14 protein-coding genes are annotated in these 18,006 nt (G+C 55.4%); 10 read left to right on the forward strand and 4 right to left on the reverse strand.

Features of this window, described 5'->3' with window-relative positions:
- Window positions 1-454: 454 nt before the first annotated feature.
- The gene (gene rfbA, locus ACIQH5_RS05055; protein WP_400400829.1) at window positions 455-1,351 is read right to left on the reverse strand and encodes a glucose-1-phosphate thymidylyltransferase RfbA; all 897 of its coding nucleotides are present in this window, start codon (window positions 1,349-1,351) and stop codon (window positions 455-457) included.
- Between the two features lie 55 nt (window positions 1,352-1,406).
- Here rfbA and rfbB point away from each other — a divergent pair, with 55 nt between their 5' ends.
- From rfbB to ACIQH5_RS05080, 5 genes are all read left to right on the forward strand, one after another.
- The gene (rfbB, locus tag ACIQH5_RS05060; RefSeq protein ID WP_400400830.1) at window positions 1,407-2,405 is read left to right on the forward strand and encodes a dTDP-glucose 4,6-dehydratase; all 999 of its coding nucleotides are present in this window, start codon (window positions 1,407-1,409) and stop codon (window positions 2,403-2,405) included.
- A 1-nt stretch (window position 2,406) separates the two neighbouring features.
- Entirely contained in the window at window positions 2,407-3,828 is a 1,422-nt protein-coding gene (locus ACIQH5_RS05065; RefSeq protein WP_400400831.1) for a sugar nucleotide-binding protein, read from the forward strand.
- Window positions 3,829-4,039: 211 nt separating this feature from the next.
- Window positions 4,040-5,497 carry a polysaccharide biosynthesis tyrosine autokinase gene (locus ACIQH5_RS05070; RefSeq protein ID WP_400400833.1) on the forward strand — a complete coding sequence of 486 codons (1,458 nt, stop codon included), beginning with the start codon at window positions 4,040-4,042 and terminating at the stop codon, window positions 5,495-5,497.
- A gap of 182 nt (window positions 5,498-5,679) precedes the next feature.
- Entirely contained in the window at window positions 5,680-7,197 is a 1,518-nt protein-coding gene (locus ACIQH5_RS05075; protein ID WP_400400834.1) for a lipopolysaccharide biosynthesis protein, read from the forward strand.
- A 77-nt stretch (window positions 7,198-7,274) separates the two neighbouring features.
- Window positions 7,275-8,291: a glycosyltransferase family 4 protein gene (locus tag ACIQH5_RS05080; protein WP_400400835.1), complete on the forward strand. Its 1,017-nt coding sequence runs from the start codon at window positions 7,275-7,277 to the stop codon at window positions 8,289-8,291.
- Window positions 8,292-8,521: 230 nt separating this feature from the next.
- Here ACIQH5_RS05080 and ACIQH5_RS05085 read toward each other — a convergent pair whose 3' ends face one another.
- Both ACIQH5_RS05085 and ACIQH5_RS05090 read right to left on the reverse strand, forming a co-directional pair.
- Complete coding sequence (locus tag ACIQH5_RS05085) at window positions 8,522-10,366, reverse strand: glycosyltransferase (protein ID WP_400400837.1); 1,845 nt, start codon at window positions 10,364-10,366, stop codon at window positions 8,522-8,524.
- 2 nt (window positions 10,367-10,368) lie between these two features.
- A complete protein-coding gene (locus ACIQH5_RS05090) occupies window positions 10,369-11,559 on the reverse strand; it encodes a glycosyltransferase (RefSeq protein ID WP_400400839.1) in 1,191 nt (396 codons plus the stop codon).
- A gap of 329 nt (window positions 11,560-11,888) precedes the next feature.
- On the opposite strand from ACIQH5_RS05090, the gene ACIQH5_RS05095 reads away from it, so the two are divergent.
- The 4 genes from ACIQH5_RS05095 (at window position 11,889) to ACIQH5_RS05110 (ending at window position 16,730) form a co-directional block, all read left to right on the forward strand.
- Window positions 11,889-13,343: a sugar transferase gene (locus tag ACIQH5_RS05095; protein ID WP_400400840.1), complete on the forward strand. Its 1,455-nt coding sequence runs from the start codon at window positions 11,889-11,891 to the stop codon at window positions 13,341-13,343.
- A gap of 123 nt (window positions 13,344-13,466) precedes the next feature.
- On the forward strand, window positions 13,467-15,224 hold the full coding sequence (locus tag ACIQH5_RS05100; RefSeq protein WP_400400841.1) for a DUF4012 domain-containing protein: 1,758 nt from the start codon (window positions 13,467-13,469) through the stop codon (window positions 15,222-15,224).
- 173 nt (window positions 15,225-15,397) lie between these two features.
- Window positions 15,398-16,018 (forward strand): LPXTG cell wall anchor domain-containing protein, encoded by a 621-nt coding sequence (locus tag ACIQH5_RS05105; protein WP_400400842.1) that lies wholly within the window; start codon window positions 15,398-15,400, stop codon window positions 16,016-16,018.
- Between the two features lie 283 nt (window positions 16,019-16,301).
- Window positions 16,302-16,730 carry a VanZ family protein gene (locus ACIQH5_RS05110; RefSeq protein ID WP_400400844.1) on the forward strand — a complete coding sequence of 143 codons (429 nt, stop codon included), beginning with the start codon at window positions 16,302-16,304 and terminating at the stop codon, window positions 16,728-16,730.
- Between the two features lie 747 nt (window positions 16,731-17,477).
- Here the strand turns inward: ACIQH5_RS05110 and ACIQH5_RS05115 are convergent.
- Complete coding sequence (locus ACIQH5_RS05115) at window positions 17,478-17,642, reverse strand: hypothetical protein (protein ID WP_400400846.1); 165 nt, start codon at window positions 17,640-17,642, stop codon at window positions 17,478-17,480.
- Between the two features lie 120 nt (window positions 17,643-17,762).
- Between ACIQH5_RS05115 and ACIQH5_RS05120 the strand changes: the two genes are divergently transcribed.
- Window positions 17,763-17,909, forward strand: coding sequence for a hypothetical protein (locus tag ACIQH5_RS05120; RefSeq protein ID WP_400400848.1), 147 nt, complete (start codon window positions 17,763-17,765; stop codon window positions 17,907-17,909).
- The last annotated feature ends 97 nt before the right edge of the window (window positions 17,910-18,006 follow it).

Consider the following 18,006-nt stretch of genomic DNA (forward strand, 5'->3'; position numbering starts at 1 on the left):
CTGCTGAGCAGAAATAACTCTGCTAGTCGTAGTACACGCCCAGAGGAGTCTCTTCATTCCTGTGGACGCGGCGCTCACCTCTCATTGGCCAAACTGCGCGAACAACTTCGTCAACAGCAATCACCGGGAGCACGACCAGCGCCGCCGCAATGGAAAGCGCCGTAGCGCCTGCATCGGCAAGTTGTTCTCTGCGCTTACCAGGCTCGCCTGAACGCCGAGAACCGGGATCCAATAAAGAGTTCATCCTTCGAGGCTAGATACCTTCAGAACCTTAAACCCGAGTAGTCGGTACTCGTTTAATTTCAGCGCACTACTTGGATGCCCCTGCAGGGTCAATCATCCTTCGAGACTGAGAATCGTTCCCCAGGCGCAGCTGATGGCATTCTAGCCAAGCGGTCTACCGGGAATCGGAGTGAGGCCGTGTTCTCCAGCTCAGTTGGTGATCGTTTCTAACTCAGATGCGACCCGCCACGGTGAGATCAGGTTGAGCGGACTCCAAGAGACCGAGTAAATACGAGCCGTAACCGCTCTTTACCAAAGGCTCGGCCCGCTCACGCAGTTCATCATCTGTGAGGAAACCCGAACGCCAAGCAATCTCTTCAGGGGCGCCGACCTTCAAGCCCTGCCGGTTCTCAACAGTTCGAATGAAGTTCGACGCATCGCTGAGATCCTCGAAGGTCCCGGTGTCCAGCCATGCCGTCCCCCTACGCAACACTTCAACTTGGAGTTTGCCTCGCTCCAAATAGGTCTTGTTGACGTCGGTGATCTCAAGCTCACCACGATCGGATGGCTTAAGGTTCCGGGCAATCTCAACGACGTCGTTGTCGTAGAAGTAGAGACCGGGAACGGCGTAATTGCTGCGAGGGTTCTCGGGTTTTTCCTGTAGCGAGATGGCGCGGCCGTCTTGGTCGAACTCGACCACACCATATGCCTTGGGGTCCTTGACCCAATAGCCAAAGACCGCGCCGCCGTCGACGTCAGCGTAACGGCGCAGTTGAGTACCCATACCCTGTCCGTAGAAAATATTATCGCCTAGGACCAGGGCAACCGTATCGCCACCAATATGATCTGCTCCTAAGGTGAACGCCTGCGCCAAGCCATCAGGCGACGGCTGCTGCACGTAACTTAGGTTCACACCGAAGCGGGAACCATCACCCAAGAGACGCTGGAATTGCTCCGCATCATGAGGAGTTGTGATGATAAGGATGTCGCGAATGCCAGCCAGAATCAGCGTCGACAAAGGGTAATAGATCATTGGCTTGTCGTAGACCGGGACAAGTTGCTTGCTGATGCCGAGGGTGATCGGGTGCAGACGCGATCCAGTTCCCCCAGCCAAGATGATTCCTCGCATGAACAGATCATTCCGTGTTCGTATGGGCATCCGCAAACCCGTAAGGTTATGCGTCATGGGGCAGATACTCGTAACCGGCGGCGCCGGCTTCATTGGTTCAAACTTTGTTCACTTTATAGTTGAAAACACGGATCACAGTGTCACTGTGCTTGACAAGCTGACCTATGCAGGGAATGTAGAGTCGCTCGCCGGGCTCCCCAGCAACCGCGTCAAGCTGGTTCAGGGTGACATTGCGGACGCAGAGGTTGTCGAAGGCCTGGTCGCAACGCACGACGTAGTAGTTCACTACGCTGCTGAATCGCACAACGATAACTCGTTGCACGACCCGCGCCCTTTTCTCGACACGAACATCATCGGGACTTACACCCTGATCGAAGCTGCACGCAAGCACAACAGGCGCTTCCACCATGTTTCGACTGACGAGGTGTACGGAGATCTGGAGCTTGATGATCCGGAGCGCTTCACGGAGAACACTCCGTACAATCCCTCCAGTCCTTACTCGTCAACTAAAGCGGGCTCAGACCTTTTGGTACGGGCGTGGGTACGTTCATTTGGGCTGCAGGCCACAATCAGCAACTGCTCGAACAACTATGGGCCTTACCAGCATGTTGAAAAGTTCATCCCTCGCCAGATCACAAACGTCATCGACGGACTGCGACCCAAGCTCTACGGCAAGGGCGAAAACGTCCGAGACTGGATCCACGCCAACGATCACTCCTCTGCAGTGTTGGCCATCATCGAGAAGGGCCGCATCGGTGAGACCTACCTCATCGGAGCCGACGGTGAAAAGAACAACAAAGACGTAGTCGAACTGATCCTTGAGCACATGGGTCAAAGCCGTGAAGCGTATGACCACGTCGTGGACCGTCCGGGCCATGACCTCCGATACGCAATCGATTCCTCGAAGTTGCGCACGGAGTTGGGCTGGAGTCCTGAGTTCTCCAACTTTGACGCTGGAATTAAGAACACCATTGAGTGGTACCGCGACAACGAAGCATGGTGGCGCCCGCAGAAGGCCCAGACCGAGGCCAAGTACACGAAGCAGGGTCAGTAGTATGTCGATCGAGTTCTCGAAGCCGTTGACCGCAACAGAAACACCTATTCCCGGAGTAGTGCTCTTTGACCTGCCCGTCCACGGTGACAACCGTGGATGGTTCAAAGAGAACTGGCAGCGCGAGAAGATGCTGGCGGTTGCCCTCCCGGACTTCAAGCCTGTCCAGAACAACGTCTCCTTCAACGAAAAAGCCGGAACAACCCGCGGCATCCATGCGGAGCCGTGGGATAAGTTCATCTCGGTTGCTACCGGTAAAATCTTCGGCGCTTGGGTCGACCTCAGGCAGGGACCCACGTTTGGAAACGTCTTTACCGCCACTTTGGATGCAAGCCAAGCGATCTTCATCCCTCGAGGAGTCGGCAACGCTTTCCAGACTCTCGAAGACAACACCGCCTACACCTACTTGGTAAATGATCACTGGAGTGCAGATGCCCAAGGGCAATATACATTCCTGAACCTGGCAGACGAGACCGCCGCTATTCAGTGGCCTATCCCCCTTTCCCAGGCCGAGCTCTCCGACAAAGACAAAGCTCACCCACGTCTCTCACAAGTCATTCCAATGCCACCACGCATGACCTTGGTCTTGGGCGCCAACGGACAACTCGGTAAGGCACTTCGCGAAGCGTACAAAGATGACCTATCCGTAGAGTTTGCCGGACGAGCCGAATTCGACCTCGACTCGAAGGAAGCCTTCGCTTCTCGCAATTGGAAGAACTACGACACCCTCATCAACGCGGCCGCGTACACGGCAGTTGATGCCGCAGAAACTGCTTACGGCCGCAGAGCCGCTTGGCAAACCAATGTTGCCGGCGTAGCACGGCTGGCTCAGCTCGCCGTCGAACACGACTTAACCCTGGTGCACGTCTCGTCCGATTATGTATTCGACGGCACTGAGGAAACACACACTGAAGAAGAGCCGTTCTCGCCGCTTGGCGTCTACGGACAGACTAAAGCGGCTGGAGATGCCGTGGTGAGCGTCGTGCCCAAGCACTATATTGTCCGCGCAAGTTGGGTTATCGGCGATGGCAAGAACTTCGTCACCACTATGGCTGGACTGGCGGCAGATGGGGTGAAGCCGACAGTGGTCAACGATCAGGTCGGGCGCCTGACATTTGCACAAGACATCGCAACGACCATCCGCCATCTTCTAAAAGTCACCCCCGCCTACGGTACTTACAACTTGAGCAATTCTGGTGCGTCTCAGTCTTGGGCGGAAATAGCAGCGGAGGTGTATGCGCTAGTTGGCGCCTCCGCTACAGACGTCAGTGGGGCTTCAACTGAAGAATACTTCCGTGGCAAACCCGCCGCCCCACGACCACGCAAAAGCACACTGGATCTGGCCAAACTGCGCGGTACTGGATACGATCCCGTGCCTGCAAGGCACCGCTTGGGGTCCCTGCTGAAATCCGATGTTCAAAAGTAGAGCAATACTGCACGTCCCAATTCAAGTGCTGGATAAATGGACCGGCGGGGAGAAGATGCCAGGACCTCCTAACGCATGTCAAGCGATGTAACTCCAACGGTCACACGCCCTCCGACATAACGTCGGCAGGTATCATTGCAATAACCACACGAATATTGCCGTTCATGGGGGTTGCCCAACGGTAGCCTCCAAGCACACAGGGGGACCCGGTTTGGACCTACGCGACTACATGCGCGTCATTCGCCGTCAATGGATCTTGATTGTCGCCGTGACGCTCGTTGGCCTCCTAGCCGGCGGCGCAGCATCCGTGATGAGCAAGCCAACTTACACGGCTGACACTCAACTTTTCGTAGCAATTCAGAGCTCCGGTTCTGTCCAAGAGCTTCAGCAAGGCAACACCTTTAGCCAAGCAAGGGTTCAGTCCTACGTAAAAACGGTGGGCTCGCCGGTCGTTCTGCAACCGGCAATCGATTCACTAGGTCTAGCGGTGACCGCTGCGGATCTTGCTGAACGGGTCAAAACCACAAGCGATCCCAATACTGTTCTCATCAATATCTCTGTGAATGATGGTTCGCCTGTCCAAGCCTCGGCGATTGCTCAAGCGGTCGCGGACAGCCTCATTAAGGCAGTGGACAATCTTGAGAAGCCGAAGACGGGAGGCTCATCCCCAGTCAGTCTCTCTATCATTAAGCCGGCCATTGCACCCTCGGCACCTTCGGCTCCGAATACCAAAATGAATCTCTTGCTCGGCCTGTTGGTCGGATTGGCCGTCGGACTTGGTGTCGCCCTGCTACGAACAACGCTGGATAACCGCATTGTGGGTGAGGCAGATCTTAAGTCAGTAACCGATGCTCCGCTATTGGGCGGGATTGCATTCGATCAAGATGCCGTACGAAAGCCGCTGCTTACTCAGGCCGCACCCCAAAGCCCTCGCGCTGAGTCATTCCGTCAGCTGCGCACCAATCTGCAATTTGCCAACGTGTCGAGTCACGCAAAAACCGTCCTTGTTACCTCGTCTCTCCCAGGCGAAGGTAAAAGCACCACCGCAGCCAATCTCGCCATCGCGTTGGCGGAGTCCGGACAATCAGTCTGCCTCGTTGACGCTGATCTACGCCGCCCCATGGTCAATGAGTACCTCGGCCTGGACCGAAATGCCGGGCTAACCACCGCGCTGGTTGGTTCAGCTGATGTCGATTCGCTTCTTCAGCATTGGGGCGGGATGGACCTGTTCGTTCTCACGTCTGGCCAGATACCACCCAATCCCAGTGAGCTTCTTGGTTCCGCCCCCATGAAGGATCTCCTGACGCGGCTTGAACAAACATTTGACAGTGTTATCATCGATGCCCCGCCACTCCTACCCGTGACTGACGCTGCTGTTCTGTCACAGCATGTTGGTGGGGTTGTAATCGTCGTGGGCTCGCAAAAGATCCGACGTACGGACTTGGAGAAGTCACTCAGTTCTCTGCAACTGGTCGGCTCGAGCATTCTGGGTATTGTGCTGAACAGGCTGCCGGTTAAGGGCCCAGATGCATACGCTTACAGCTATCACACCTACGATGCCGTCGACGGCGACACTGACCGAGGCTCTATGGCTGCCACAAATAGTGGGACCTCGCGGCCCAACGATTCTCCTCGAAGGGCCTCTGTCTTTCCGGGTGCTAGGAACTGAGCCGCCGGTCCAGCGCATTCAGCGCAAGTAAGAGGAACAACGTGCTCCGTTTTGATGAGAAAGTGTGCCATCTCAGTGGTCAGCAGCCATGCACTCCATCGGCACTTCGCCTTGCTGGCGACGATAGCCCGATCCAACCGAGCAAGCGAACACGGCGATCCAATGACCCTTTTGGATGAAATATGAAATCCGGCCCTCGCCGTCGAACCGCAACGACTGGAAGCGCTGGCAAGGGCATCTCCTTTAGCGCATTGGCGGGAGTCGCGTCACTACTGGCTGCGCTTCTCCTCCTGCCACTTATTATCGCAACGGTCGGCCCGGAAGACTACGGCGTATGGTTGGTCATTTTGGCCATTGCCTCTTTCCTTTTCTACCTCGACCTTGGTGTAGGAAGCGCCGTTGTCCATTTCATGGCGCGGTCACGTAGTGGTGACGAGTCCTCCAAGCCGGATGCCATCGCTTCGACTGCGCACGCCTGGTCGGTGGTAGCCGCCGGTGGTGCCGCCGTAGCATTTGGCATCCTCTCGTGGGTTTATATCTCCACGCAAGGGACCTCCACAGGCATCCCCCAGGGCGATTTAGTGATCCTCGTCGGCTGTGGGTATGCACTTGTTCTATCTATGGTCCTCCGGCCTATGAGTTCAGTCCTGTCAGGGGCAGGATTTCTCCACATAGAGCGAGGAAACCAGATCTTTGGTGTCGCCATAAGGATTTTGGGTACTCTTGCGGCGTGTTCCTTTTCGCCATCGGTTGGAGCCGTAGCCATCGCCGAAACCTTGGCGCTCGTTGCACCGACAATCGCCTCCTTAGTCGGTGTCCGAAAGCGGAACTTGGTTCGAATCCGGGTGCAATATGTCTCGAGGTCTGAGCTGCAGCGCATGTTTAGGTACAGTGTGGGCGCATTCAGTGTCTCAATGGTGGGAGCTGCAATTCTTCAATGTGGCACGCTGCTCATTGGGTACATGGGGTCTCCTGCTCAGGTAACTTACTTTAACGCAGCTTTTCGTATATACAGCAGTGTCCGCCAAATCATTGGCTGGCTAACTGACCCGTTCCGTCCAGTGCTAAGTCGACTATTTGTTAAAGACCATGCCAAAGCCGGCACCGTCCTATACGACCTGTTATTTGTCGCCTTTATCACTTCAGCGACCGGGTGCGTCTTTTTGATACTGAGCCTTCCCTTGCTGCTCGAAGTTTGGCTGGGTCAGGGTGCACCACTATTGGAAGTGCAAAATGCAGCTAGCATTCTTTTGGCTGGCCTTATCCTGAATGCGATTCACATTCCGCTAATTCCTGCGTCCGATGCAGCAGGGAGACCAGGTGCTTTCCTACCGCATCAGACTGCCTGGCTCATTTGCTATGCAGGCCTCTCAATAGTGCTATTTCCGCATTTTGGTATTACCGGCGTCACGCTTGCAATGACCGCTCCGCTTCCCATAATTGAGCTTGCCTACCTTATTCGAGCTCAATCTACTGTCGGGCTAGCCGGGAACATGTGGCACAAACGAGTAATCAGACCTTCACTTCCAGTTCTCTTCGTTGGCTTACTGGCTGCCATTTTCATATTTGCCATGCAAGGCCGCTTGTCCATCATCATCGCGAGCTTTGGATTCATTGTTCTCACTTTCCTGACCTTATTCCTTTCGAGGAAGCTCTGGTCGTATAAAAGCATTCTGAGCTCACTGCGACTGGAGTCATAGTTGCAACTTAAAGAATTCGACGACGTTTGGCCATCCTGCAAAGGGACATCAAGACGGTTTTCAGGAAGGCGCGGACAATGACTCAACTAGAGATCTACTACCCTACCGGCAGAGATGTGGACGCATGGCAAAAGGCACATGCCGCAGGCGATGTACCCGACCGTTGGCCATATGGGCTGCATAAGCTTGCCCAGTCACCGGAGCTAGAAGTCAAGAGTGTGGAAGCCAAGGCTCTCCACCCTTTTGGCCTGGCAAAAACTATCGCCTCCCGAAAGGCACCCAAAGGGAATTCAGGACCTAAGTCACTAGCTTGGGACGAAGATCTGGCCCTCCGATTGATTGTCGAACGCCCCACACACCAAAAGTTTGCGGGCGTTATTTGGGCGACCGACCGAATAGCTTCAAAGGAAACAGGCGCCAAGGATCTGTTGCTTAAGTCTCTTCTACCCCGGATGCATGGGCTGTGGGCACTGAGTCAGCCTCAGACCGAGATGATCACGGAATGGCTAGGAAAGGCCGCACCGCCTGTTCATTTCCTTCGTTTTGGGATTGATCACCGCTTCTTCACGCCCTGCGAGTATCCCGAGCGCCCACTAGTACTGAGCATCGGTCGAGACCGAGATCGAGACCCCAAGACACTGTTCGCTGTTGCAGAAGAAGTTCTTAGGTTACGGCCCGACGCCGAGGTCATCATTCAGACCGGCAGTTCCCTCAAGCCCCCAACTGGCGTCCAGCTTATCGATACCGTTTCCCATCGCCAGTTGCGGGATTACTATAGACGCGCTTCGGTCGTTGCCGTCGCGACCAGACCCAATGTTCATGTTTCCGGGATGACCGTGGCGCTTGAAAGCATGGCGACCGGTCGCCCGGTGGTTATGTCTGACACGCCTGGTATGCGCGACTACGTCGAAGACGGGGTTACAGGGCTTCTTTATCGGTGCGGTGATTCCAGTGGTATGGCCGAAGGCGTTCTCAGCCTTCTCGACTCTCCAGAAATGGCCGCAAGAATGGGCCGCAGGGGAAGCGATAGAGTCATGGCTCTTCATACCACAGACTCGATGGCCGAGTCTCTAAGAAAAATAGTGCGGCCCTAACTTAAAGCTTGAACAGCAAAGGCCCGGAAATAGCTTCGCTGTCCTTGCGACTGCGCCTCCACTATTAGAGTTTCTGCACGAGCTTATGAGGTAGTTGCACAGAATAGAAGCCTTCACACTCTCACAGTGAAGCTGGGACGACCACAGGTGCGGCCGTCCCAGCTCTTGAGGATTTTTACAATTGCGAAGAGGGGGACATCCATCGGACCTCGTCGACGTGTGCTGCGGTTCTAACTTTCGCCAAATAACTTTGACCATGCCGTGACGCTAAGCTCTCGCCATCGAAATGCTGCCCTCTCGGCTTCGGCTTTACCTTCATCTGTGACAGCGAATTGAAGTGCTTCTGTCCAAAGCGATGGGTTATCGTCTGAAACAAGTAACCTAGATTCGGACCCCAAGACATCCGCCAGAACGCTGTCCCTAGGTCCTACAAAAGGGACACCGGCTTCTAGTGCCCGAATTGCAATACCGCTTTGGTAGAAGTTCTTGTATGGAATTACTAACGCATCGCTTTTAGCAAACATCGTCACAAGCTGGTCTTCAGGAACGAACCCTTCTATTACGTCCCATCCTTCGACTGCAGGCCATCCTCTGCCCTGGATCTGCAATTGTGCTGAGCCGCCAAGATCGATGCCGATAACTCTGAGGGCTTGCAAGTCGCGGTCTCGTTTATACTGCCCCAACACGCGGATCAGCGGCACAGCGCGTCTTTCGGTGTTCGCTTCAGGGATGGGTACAAGCATCGGGTGTGGCAAGAGTTCGACGGGAAGTTGAGGAGCATCCGACTCCAAGACCCTCGCAGCCCTTGGGCTTTGAGCTACTAATACCGTGGAGCCTTTCAATTTGGACGCAAGGAAGCGTGCCACTCTCGAGTAACCTCTGGCCTTAACTAGGGGGCGCGGATCGTGCATGATCAGCCTCGCTCGTCTTATCCCCAGAAGCCTAAAAATAACGATGTCCCAATAGCCCAGTACCGGCCAAAGAACAAGCAGTTCCTGAAACTTGCTGCTTTTACGGACCGACACGAGGGCTCGAATATAGTTAAAAAGCCAGCTAAATGGCGATTTTCCACTCGCTGACGGCTCTAGTATTGTGTGCGTCGCACAAAGGCGGCCGGTGTCTCCCACCACGCTCAGGACTTCAGTCTCGTAGTGCTTAAGCGCCGCACCCAAAGGGTTGAGAACCATGAGACTGCGCTGATTCGAAGTGTTTCCAGTCTCAGGCAATGTAGCCAGCAGACCCTTAGCGGACGGTAAGACCGTCGAAAGCGTTCTACGTTTCACAACGTCACCAAGGACCCTCTTAGTGACCACGGCTGGGACGACAGCAAGCAAGTGAAGAGGGGACTCATGCCTCTTGAAAAGGAGTCGCAAGTTCCTGGCTAGAAAGTACGGCGGAATCCCGTTGGAGTCCTGCCACACTCGAGCTTGAGGAACCCAGAGGATCCGATGGCCAGCCTTTGCTAGTCTCAAGTGCAGGTCCGTTTCCTCCATGTACAGAAAGAATGACTCGTCAACTCTGTGCTCGATGATGTCTTTCCATCGGTACAACAAGAATGCCCCATCTAGCCAGTCGCGCTCTTCAGGAACTTCCGCTCCATGGAGCACTTGAAGGCTAGCCCGGTGATGATAGTGAGAGGGCACCCGCGTCACTGCTGACATGTACCCGCCAGCCGACCACACGAATTCGGATTCATTACCTGAAACGAGGGTGGGCCCAGCGACAGCAACCCTAGGGTCGACCATTGCTGTAAGCAATTCCCCCACTGCACCGGGCCTTGGATTCGTTTCGTGAGTGGCCACTAGGAAAAAGTCCGGGACAGGCCGAGCACTTCCGGCAAAATAATCGAGCCCAGTGTTTACCGCTGCGCCATATCCCTTGTTTTCGACGAACAGGACTACGACGTTGGCCGGCAGCGATGCTTCCAGGTCATGACGTCTTTCTGGCTCCTCGCTGTTGTCCACTACGATCAAGTTCTCGGCGTTGATCCCTTCGGACAGGAGTCGGTCAACCGATTCGGTGACGGTCTCATAACTTCTATGGTGCACGACAACGGCGGCTACGTTGGGATGCATCGCTAACCCTTCGCGGCCGAAGAACGAAGCCGCGATTTACGGCCGATGCTTTCCGAAATTCCACGTTCATAAGATGCGCATACTGAATCCCATGTATAAATTTCAGCCGACCTTTGGAGCGCCTTCTGGCTGGCTATTTCTTGAGCTTCCCTATCCGACATCAACTTCTCTATAGCTTCGGCAATGTCTGAAGGTGTTGGTGACGTGAGATGCGTGGCGTCGCCCAGAACCTCTCTGTTGTAGACCGTGTCTCGAGCCACGATTGGGGCACCGCAAGCCATGGCCTGAACGAGCGCGGGGTTTGTGCCTCCGACACTATGGCCGTGGAAGTAGACGCCTGCATTCTGCCACAGGGAGAGCAACTTGCGATCGTCGCTGAGGTGGCCCAACCAAGATACATTTTCATGTGCCTTGTCTAGGGCAGATGCTGCTTCATCCAGCTCGCCTCCATACCCCGACGAGCCCACTATCACCACAGCGTGGTTCCTCGCGATACGTTCTACCGCCTCAAAAAACTCGGGGATGGTGTTCTCGGGCACAAAGCGTGCAACCACCAGCACGTACTGTCTACGCGCCAAGCCATCCTGCAGAGGGAGCTGTTCCGGCGTTTCTCCTCCATAAGGGATGAACACTGAATCTCTGCCGAAGTCGGTCTTCCATCGTCGTGCAATCTCGACAGAATCAGCAACTAGCGTGTCTCCGAAACGGGCCGTGAGCCGTGCCCCCATGCGAAAGACGGCTTTGGCTAACCTGCCCCATTTGGCCCGCTCCCATTCAATTCCATCCACATTGACGACAGTCGGAATGCCCCGCAGCCGTAGCAGTGGAAGCCAGAAACCATTGGCAACGTTCATGATGAGAGCGACATCAGGTTTTGAACGGACGGCATGCATGATCGCTGTTAGACCGTAAGAGAGGGTACTTAAAGACTTCGTTTCTAGGCCTCTAGTCTGCACGCAGCGAACTCGAAGATCACGGTCAAGATCATCCTGGCGAGTTGAGCCCGGACGCCCATAAACCGTCGTGTCCCAACCGGCATCCACCAAATATGGCGCCAGTTTGCGGACAGCAGTTTCAAATCCGCCGTAATAGCTCGGATAACCCCTGGTACCGATGATTGCCACTGACTGCGCGCGGCCCATCGCACGTTCTTTTTCCAAAACTCCCCCGTTTTTTGAGTGGTTTAACTGCAAGTCCAACGCCTGGCCGGTCCCAGGACTAGCGGTTCTATTTGAGAGCGATCGCGCGTTAAGCGGCGACCCGATGAGGGTTACACCCGCTCAGGGACGATCGCGAGCCAAAGCGACGCTGAGGCAATCTTACTTTGATCGGCCTATCGTCCATCTACGTGTTGCGTGCCGTCTCTCTACGTGTTGAGCCGCGGTTTCCTAGGTGCTGGTGGCGACTGACGGCGCTATCTGCTGTCGCAGTAGTCACATAGACCTCAAAAGCAACATTCTTGCCGTCGGATGGCCCGGCTGTATCCTTTCCACTGAGACCTCCGGTCGTATCGCAATCATCTATGTCATGGGGAAAGTCATTGGGCACCGATTCCGACTGGCGGCAGCGCACTTCGCGCATATTAAGGGTGGTCGACGCGTTCGTGATCATCTGGGCCGTTGCTGGCGCCTATGTGATCAGGTTCGGCTTCGAGCCTAACTTTGTCGTATCTGGGCAAGAGTTCAACTATGTCTGGCTTTCAGTTGTCTTAGCAGTTGTGTGGTGGTTCATGCTTGGGGCTTGGAGCAGCAGGCAAAGCCGGATTCTCGGTGCCGGCACAGACGAGTACAAACGTGTGGCAGCCGCGTCGCTTTGGTTATTTGGGCTGGTTGCGATCATTTCCTATGTATTCCGAATTGAGACTGCTCGCGGATACGTGGGTATCGCTTTACCCGTGGGATTGCTCGGTCTTCTTCTTGCTCGTTGGCTTCTTCGTCAGCATCTGAGCGTGGCACGCCAAAGGGGCGCCAGCATGTCGAGGCTTCTGCTTCTGGGCGGCCCTAGCGCCGTGGCGCACCTCGCGGCTTCATTACACAGCGCAAAACACGCGGGCTACCTTCCCATAGCCGCCTACACCCCAGGGGTATCTGAAAAAATGCTCTCGGAGGAGTCTTCGGGGCTTCCCATTTTGGGACATCGAACCGACACCGCTTCGGTGCTGGCGGCAATTGATGAATGTAAGGCCGATGCTGTCGCCGTATCAGCTGGAGTCCAGCTCCATCCGCAAACCCTTCGCCATCTTGGCTGGGAGCTCGCTTCCCGCAACGTGGGTCTAATTATGGCTCCAGCGCTCACAGATATTGCTGGACCCAGAATCCATACACAGCAAGTGGCTGGACTGCCTCTAATCCATGTGACTACTCCGAGCCTTGAGGGCGGGCAGCGCGTGGCCAAACGCCTCTTCGACGTAGTTGTTTCAGCCCTCCTGATCGTTCTGGCAGCACCCGTCATGCTGATTGTCGCTGCGCTTGTGAAGATGGATAGCAAGGGGCCGGTCCTTTTCAGACAGGATCGTGTTGGCATGGAGGGTGAGCATTTTCAAATGCTCAAATTCCGCTCGATGGTCGTCGATGCTGAGGCCCGCCTCGCTCAACTGCAAGAACTCAATGAAGGCCAAGGGCTTCTGTTCAAAATTAGAGACGATCCCCGGATAACGCGGGTGGGGAATTTCCTACGTAAGTACAGTCTCGACGAGCTGCCTCAACTGTTTAACATTTTTGGGGGCTCCATGAGCCTGGTAGGTCCACGACCTCCGCTGCCCCAAGAAGTAGCTGCATATGAGCACGATGTTCGTCGAAGGCTTCTGGTGAAGCCGGGGCTTACGGGACTCTGGCAGGTCAGCGGTCGCTCAAATCTTTCCTGGCAGGATTCCGTGCGCTTGGACCTCTACTACGTTGAAAACTGGTCCCTTGCGGGCGATCTCGTGATTATCCTTCGGACTGTCAGGGCCGTATTCCACAGTACGGGCGCGTACTGATTGACGGATCCGACTCCACTTAACGAATAAGAGGTTACGGCGGTAATGCCCTTAACAACTAGCACCAAGAGTGTTCGATCCAGACGCACCCTTCGACAGAGGCTCGTTCTGGCGGGGATATGGGTGACGGCGGCAGTGGTTCTGGTGCTAGCTGGCGCAGCCTGGATCGGGTTCAAGGCCACCAACATAAAGTCGGACCTGCAAGGTGCAACGGCACTATTGCCGGCGCTCAAAGATCAAATTGGCGAAAAGGATGCCGAAGCTGCTCAGCGATCGGTAGATTCTCTCGTCAAGCTAACTGGCTCGGCACGCGATTCCACGAATGACCCTCTTTGGAAGGCAGCGTCAACGCTTCCCTGGATCGGACCAAACCTGCAGGCCGTCAACGAAGTTGCAACATCAGCCGATGACGTCGCCCGACTCGGAGCCGTGCCGCTCGTGACAACTTTACAGTCGCTGAACTGGCAGCTTTTGAGCCCCAGCAAGGATGGCATGGATCTTGCACCCCTACAGTCCGCAGCTCCGAAGGTTCAATCAGCAGCACGGGCGGTCACTGAGTCTGCCCAGCGATTGGAAGAGATAGACACAGACAACTTACTGCCCCAGGTTGCCAATCCCCTCGTCGAGGCTCGGGGTAAGCTCATTTCCCTTAAGCAAGACTTGAGCACCGCTGCTGATGCAGCAAGGTTGGCACCAAGTATGCTGGGGGCCGAGGCGCCTCGTCGTTACTTACTGCTAGTGCAGAACAATGCGGAAGCCCGAGCTACAGGTGGGATACCCGGAGCGCTTGCTGTTTTGAACGTAGACAAAGGACAGTTGAGCTTGGAGGCTCAAACCAGCGCAACGGCTTTAGGCGCATTCTTTCCTCCCATCCCGGTCGACGCTGAGCAGCAGGCCATCTACTCGACCCGCGTGGGGAAATTCATGCAGGACGTCAACCTCACCCCAGACTTTGCAACGTCAGCCAGCACGGCTCAAGCAATGTGGGAAAAAAGCTCAGGTGAACGGCTAGATGGAGTCCTTTCACTAGATCCTGTAGCCCTTAGCTTTATCCTCAATGCAACCGGCCCCATCCAAATCACCGATCCAGCTGTGCAGCAGATTGGGAAAGACCTACCGATGCAGCTGACCGGTAAGAACGTTGTGCAGACACTCCTCTCTGACGCCTATGCAAAGATCGAAAAGCCCGAACTCCAGGACATCTACTTCGCTGGTGCTGCCAAGGAGATCTTTGCGGGCCTGTCGTCGGAGAAATCCGACCCCAAGAAGCTCCTCGATGCTCTCTCTAAAGGGGTTGAGGAGCGCCGCATTCTTCTTTGGTCGGCCGCTGCCGACGAACAAAAAGCCATCGGCCAATATCCCCTCGGTGGTCTGATCTCGGGGCCCGCCATATCCCCCACACAATTTGGCGTGTACTTCAATGATGGAACAGGGGCAAAGATGGACTTCTGGGTAAAGCGGACCGTGCAGGTGTCCCGAGACTGCACCCGCGACGGCTACCGGGAGGTAACTGTGCGAATCACCAGCACGAACACTGCACCCTCGGATGCGGCCACTTCCCTCCCCGCATATGTCACAGGAGGCGGCATCTTCGGCGTACCCGCTGGCACGGTTCAGACTAACGTTGTGGCTTACGGGCCCGTGCAGGCAAATATTGACACTGTTGTAAAAGACGGAGTCAAGATTCCGTTTGCCGCTCAGAGGCATAGCCAGCGCGGTGTCGGCACTTCGACGATCAGACTGGCGCCTGGGGAGAGCACCACGCTTGAGTTCAATTTCGGTCACATCGTGCAACATTCTCAGGCAGAAATCGCTGTCACACCCACGACACAGCCAGTCAACGAGGTGATCCAAGCCCCAACTACGGCGAAGTGTGAATAGCGATGGGCAAGCACGTTAATCCTATGTAACGGGTCTGGATTTTCTTTGCTGTCAACAACCTTTGAATGGTAAGTTCTATCTGGGCAGCACATGAGATTTCTCTTACGGTTACGTAGGGTCTCGGAAATCTCCAAAAACCACGTCGTACCACTAAGGTCTCAGGGGGGACAAACATGCGGAAATCTCTCGCAGCACTTACGCTCGCAGGTTCCATTGCACTTCTCGGCGCAGTACCAGCCGTAGCAAACAACGCCAACTATCCGGCACCGAACACCAGCGTTGCCGTTTCCGACGCTTCCGTGGCGCCGGGCGAAGCATTTATCTTTAGCGGCACTGGCTTCACACCGGGTGAAGGCATCACCATCACGATAACTCCGACGGGTACGCCTGCAGCCAGCGGAGGCAGCGTATCTGCTGGTAGCCTCTCCGTTTCCACTCGCATTCCACTGGCTCCGTCCACGCTGGGCGCTGTCGCTGATGGAAACGGCGCTTTCTCGACTTCGATCGTCATCAACGAACCCGGCGCATATGCGCTGACTGCTACTGGTAACACCTCTGGCGTTACAGTCGGACCTGTAACGGTAGTTGTCGGCGGCGCCGCACTCTCTAACACGGGGAGCACCACTGGTACGGGCACCGGCCTGGCAAACACTGGCGGTGTACCGCTGGCAAACACCGGCGCCGATTCCAGCCTCATCTTGTGGTCCCTCGTGGGTGCAGGAGCATTGGCAGCCGGCACGGCATCCGTCGTGGTAGCACGCCGTCGCGCGAAGAGCACGGAAGTTTCTGCCTAACAACGGCCAGAATTACAAGAGGGTGGGCTGCCAACAACTTGATTGTTGGCAGCCCACCCTCTTTCTTTGCTTTGGTTTCCAGAATGTAGTTGGCTGTGATATTCATAGGGACCATGGGGCGACATTGGAATAAGCACAGGTGGCATGCTGAGCTCAGTTTGCTCACTTTGCGACGACCACAGCTGCATCCCCAGTTTCCTCGCTACGCCCTGCTAGGCGTGCTGGCTATCGCGGCCATCAGCGTTAGCACTTGGGCACTTGTTCGAACTTCTTGAGGAGGCGCTTGGAAAACCCATTTCCATGGAGAATAGCCCTCGCCGCGTATCTAGCAGCTCTTGCGCTCGTAGGTTTTTGGCCCACGCCCGTCGACAAACCAATTTTTGGAACCCTGTCCACGGCCCTAGAGTATCTTCATACACTCGGCATACCTGCCTGGTATGACTATCATTTTCTTGAGGCATCGGCAAACGTTGCGATGTTCATTCCACTCGGCTTTTTGGCTGCCAAGGCACTTCCTGCGATGCCCTCATGGCGCCTCGCCGCAATAGGGTTGCTGTCTTCGTTTGGCATGGAGTGCGGGCAGCTGCTTTTTCTTTCTGCTCGCTTTTCAAGCGTCACTGATATTGTCACAAATACGTGCGGAGCCGTCATTGGGATAGCTTCCGCGCACTTGCTTACTCAAATCACAGCAGGGAATCTGGCCGAGACCTAGGTCAGGTGGTGGATCGCCAGTAACCCCGGTGATGTCTCGCGATTCATCAAACTTGGCCGAGGTTCTCCCCAACCGTGTAAAGACTAGGCCCGGATGAAACATATTGGCATCTTGGAAAGTAGCCTTATGATAATCCAGGCGGCGTGCCTCACGTCAAATGTTGCCCAAACAGGGGTGCGCCGCTGCCACGAATCCCCGGGCCGTCCTTGTGCAGCCCAAAACTTAGCTCACCACTTGGCAATTCTGCTCTTTGAAGGGACACCAAACCTCTTGCCGTACGTAGACATCAACCCGCACAAAACAGGCCCCAGATGGCCTGCCTACGTGGGGCTTGCAGTACTTCTCGTAGCAACAATCGCCATCGTGACTATTGCACTAACAATCCACTAGACGGGGCGCCTCCAATATGGCTGCTGATCTAGGGGCTTGGCGACCTGAGTTCGGACGGAGTGGTCAAACGGGTCGTGCACTCAGCATTGGTCTGTGTGAGCCTGCTTCTTGCAACCCGGGCCGATTCTAGAGCGGTTCTGCGCTGGGTTGTCTTGCTAGCCCCAGTTGAAGTCGCTGTAACTGCACTACAAGTAGTTGCGAAGCTTGAGTTTCCGCGGGAGCATCTCGCCAAGATCTCCGGAAACGAAATCTCGGGCGGCGACGGGTTGCGTGGTCCGGGCACTATGGGCCCTCCCTTCCGATGGTGCTTTGCTTGCGATCGCCTGCGTAGTTCTGCTGCGAGACGGAATCCACGCGCTATTGCGTTCGGGGTACTTGGGCTTGGAGTCGCGCTTGCGGGGTCCAGAAGCGGGGCCTGATAATGATTGCGTTGATCATCTTCGCCTCAGCCAGACGCCTCAGCATCACGACTTGGGTGTTTGGTTTGTTGAACACCGCGGTGGAGCTTGTACTCGTGGTCATGAGCGGCTTCTTAAAGTCCCAGGCATTGGAAAAATCATGGCATCCGGCTCCGTCTACCCACTGGCAAGGTGCACTGGAATCGTTCGGTCGACTGTTCAATGACCAGGGCGCAAAGGAAGTGTGTTCCTGTGGAATGGCCACTCAGGTGTGCCGAAGGCGTTCGAACTCGGCCTGCTGCAAAGTGATGAGTTCAACACAGTTGATAATCGACTCATTGCTTTGATCGCTATGGCGGGTCTTCTCGGCTTCGCCGGGTTTGCGGCGTAGCTCTGGAGGGCATTTAGTAGCGCTAAGCCTTATTATCACGGCTGGCGCGGCCATGTTCTTCGACTTCGATGTTCTGCTCTGGACTACCTCCTCCTGC

Source organism: Paenarthrobacter sp. NPDC091711 (assembly GCF_044756605.1).
Taxonomy (GTDB): domain Bacteria; phylum Actinomycetota; class Actinomycetes; order Actinomycetales; family Micrococcaceae; genus Arthrobacter.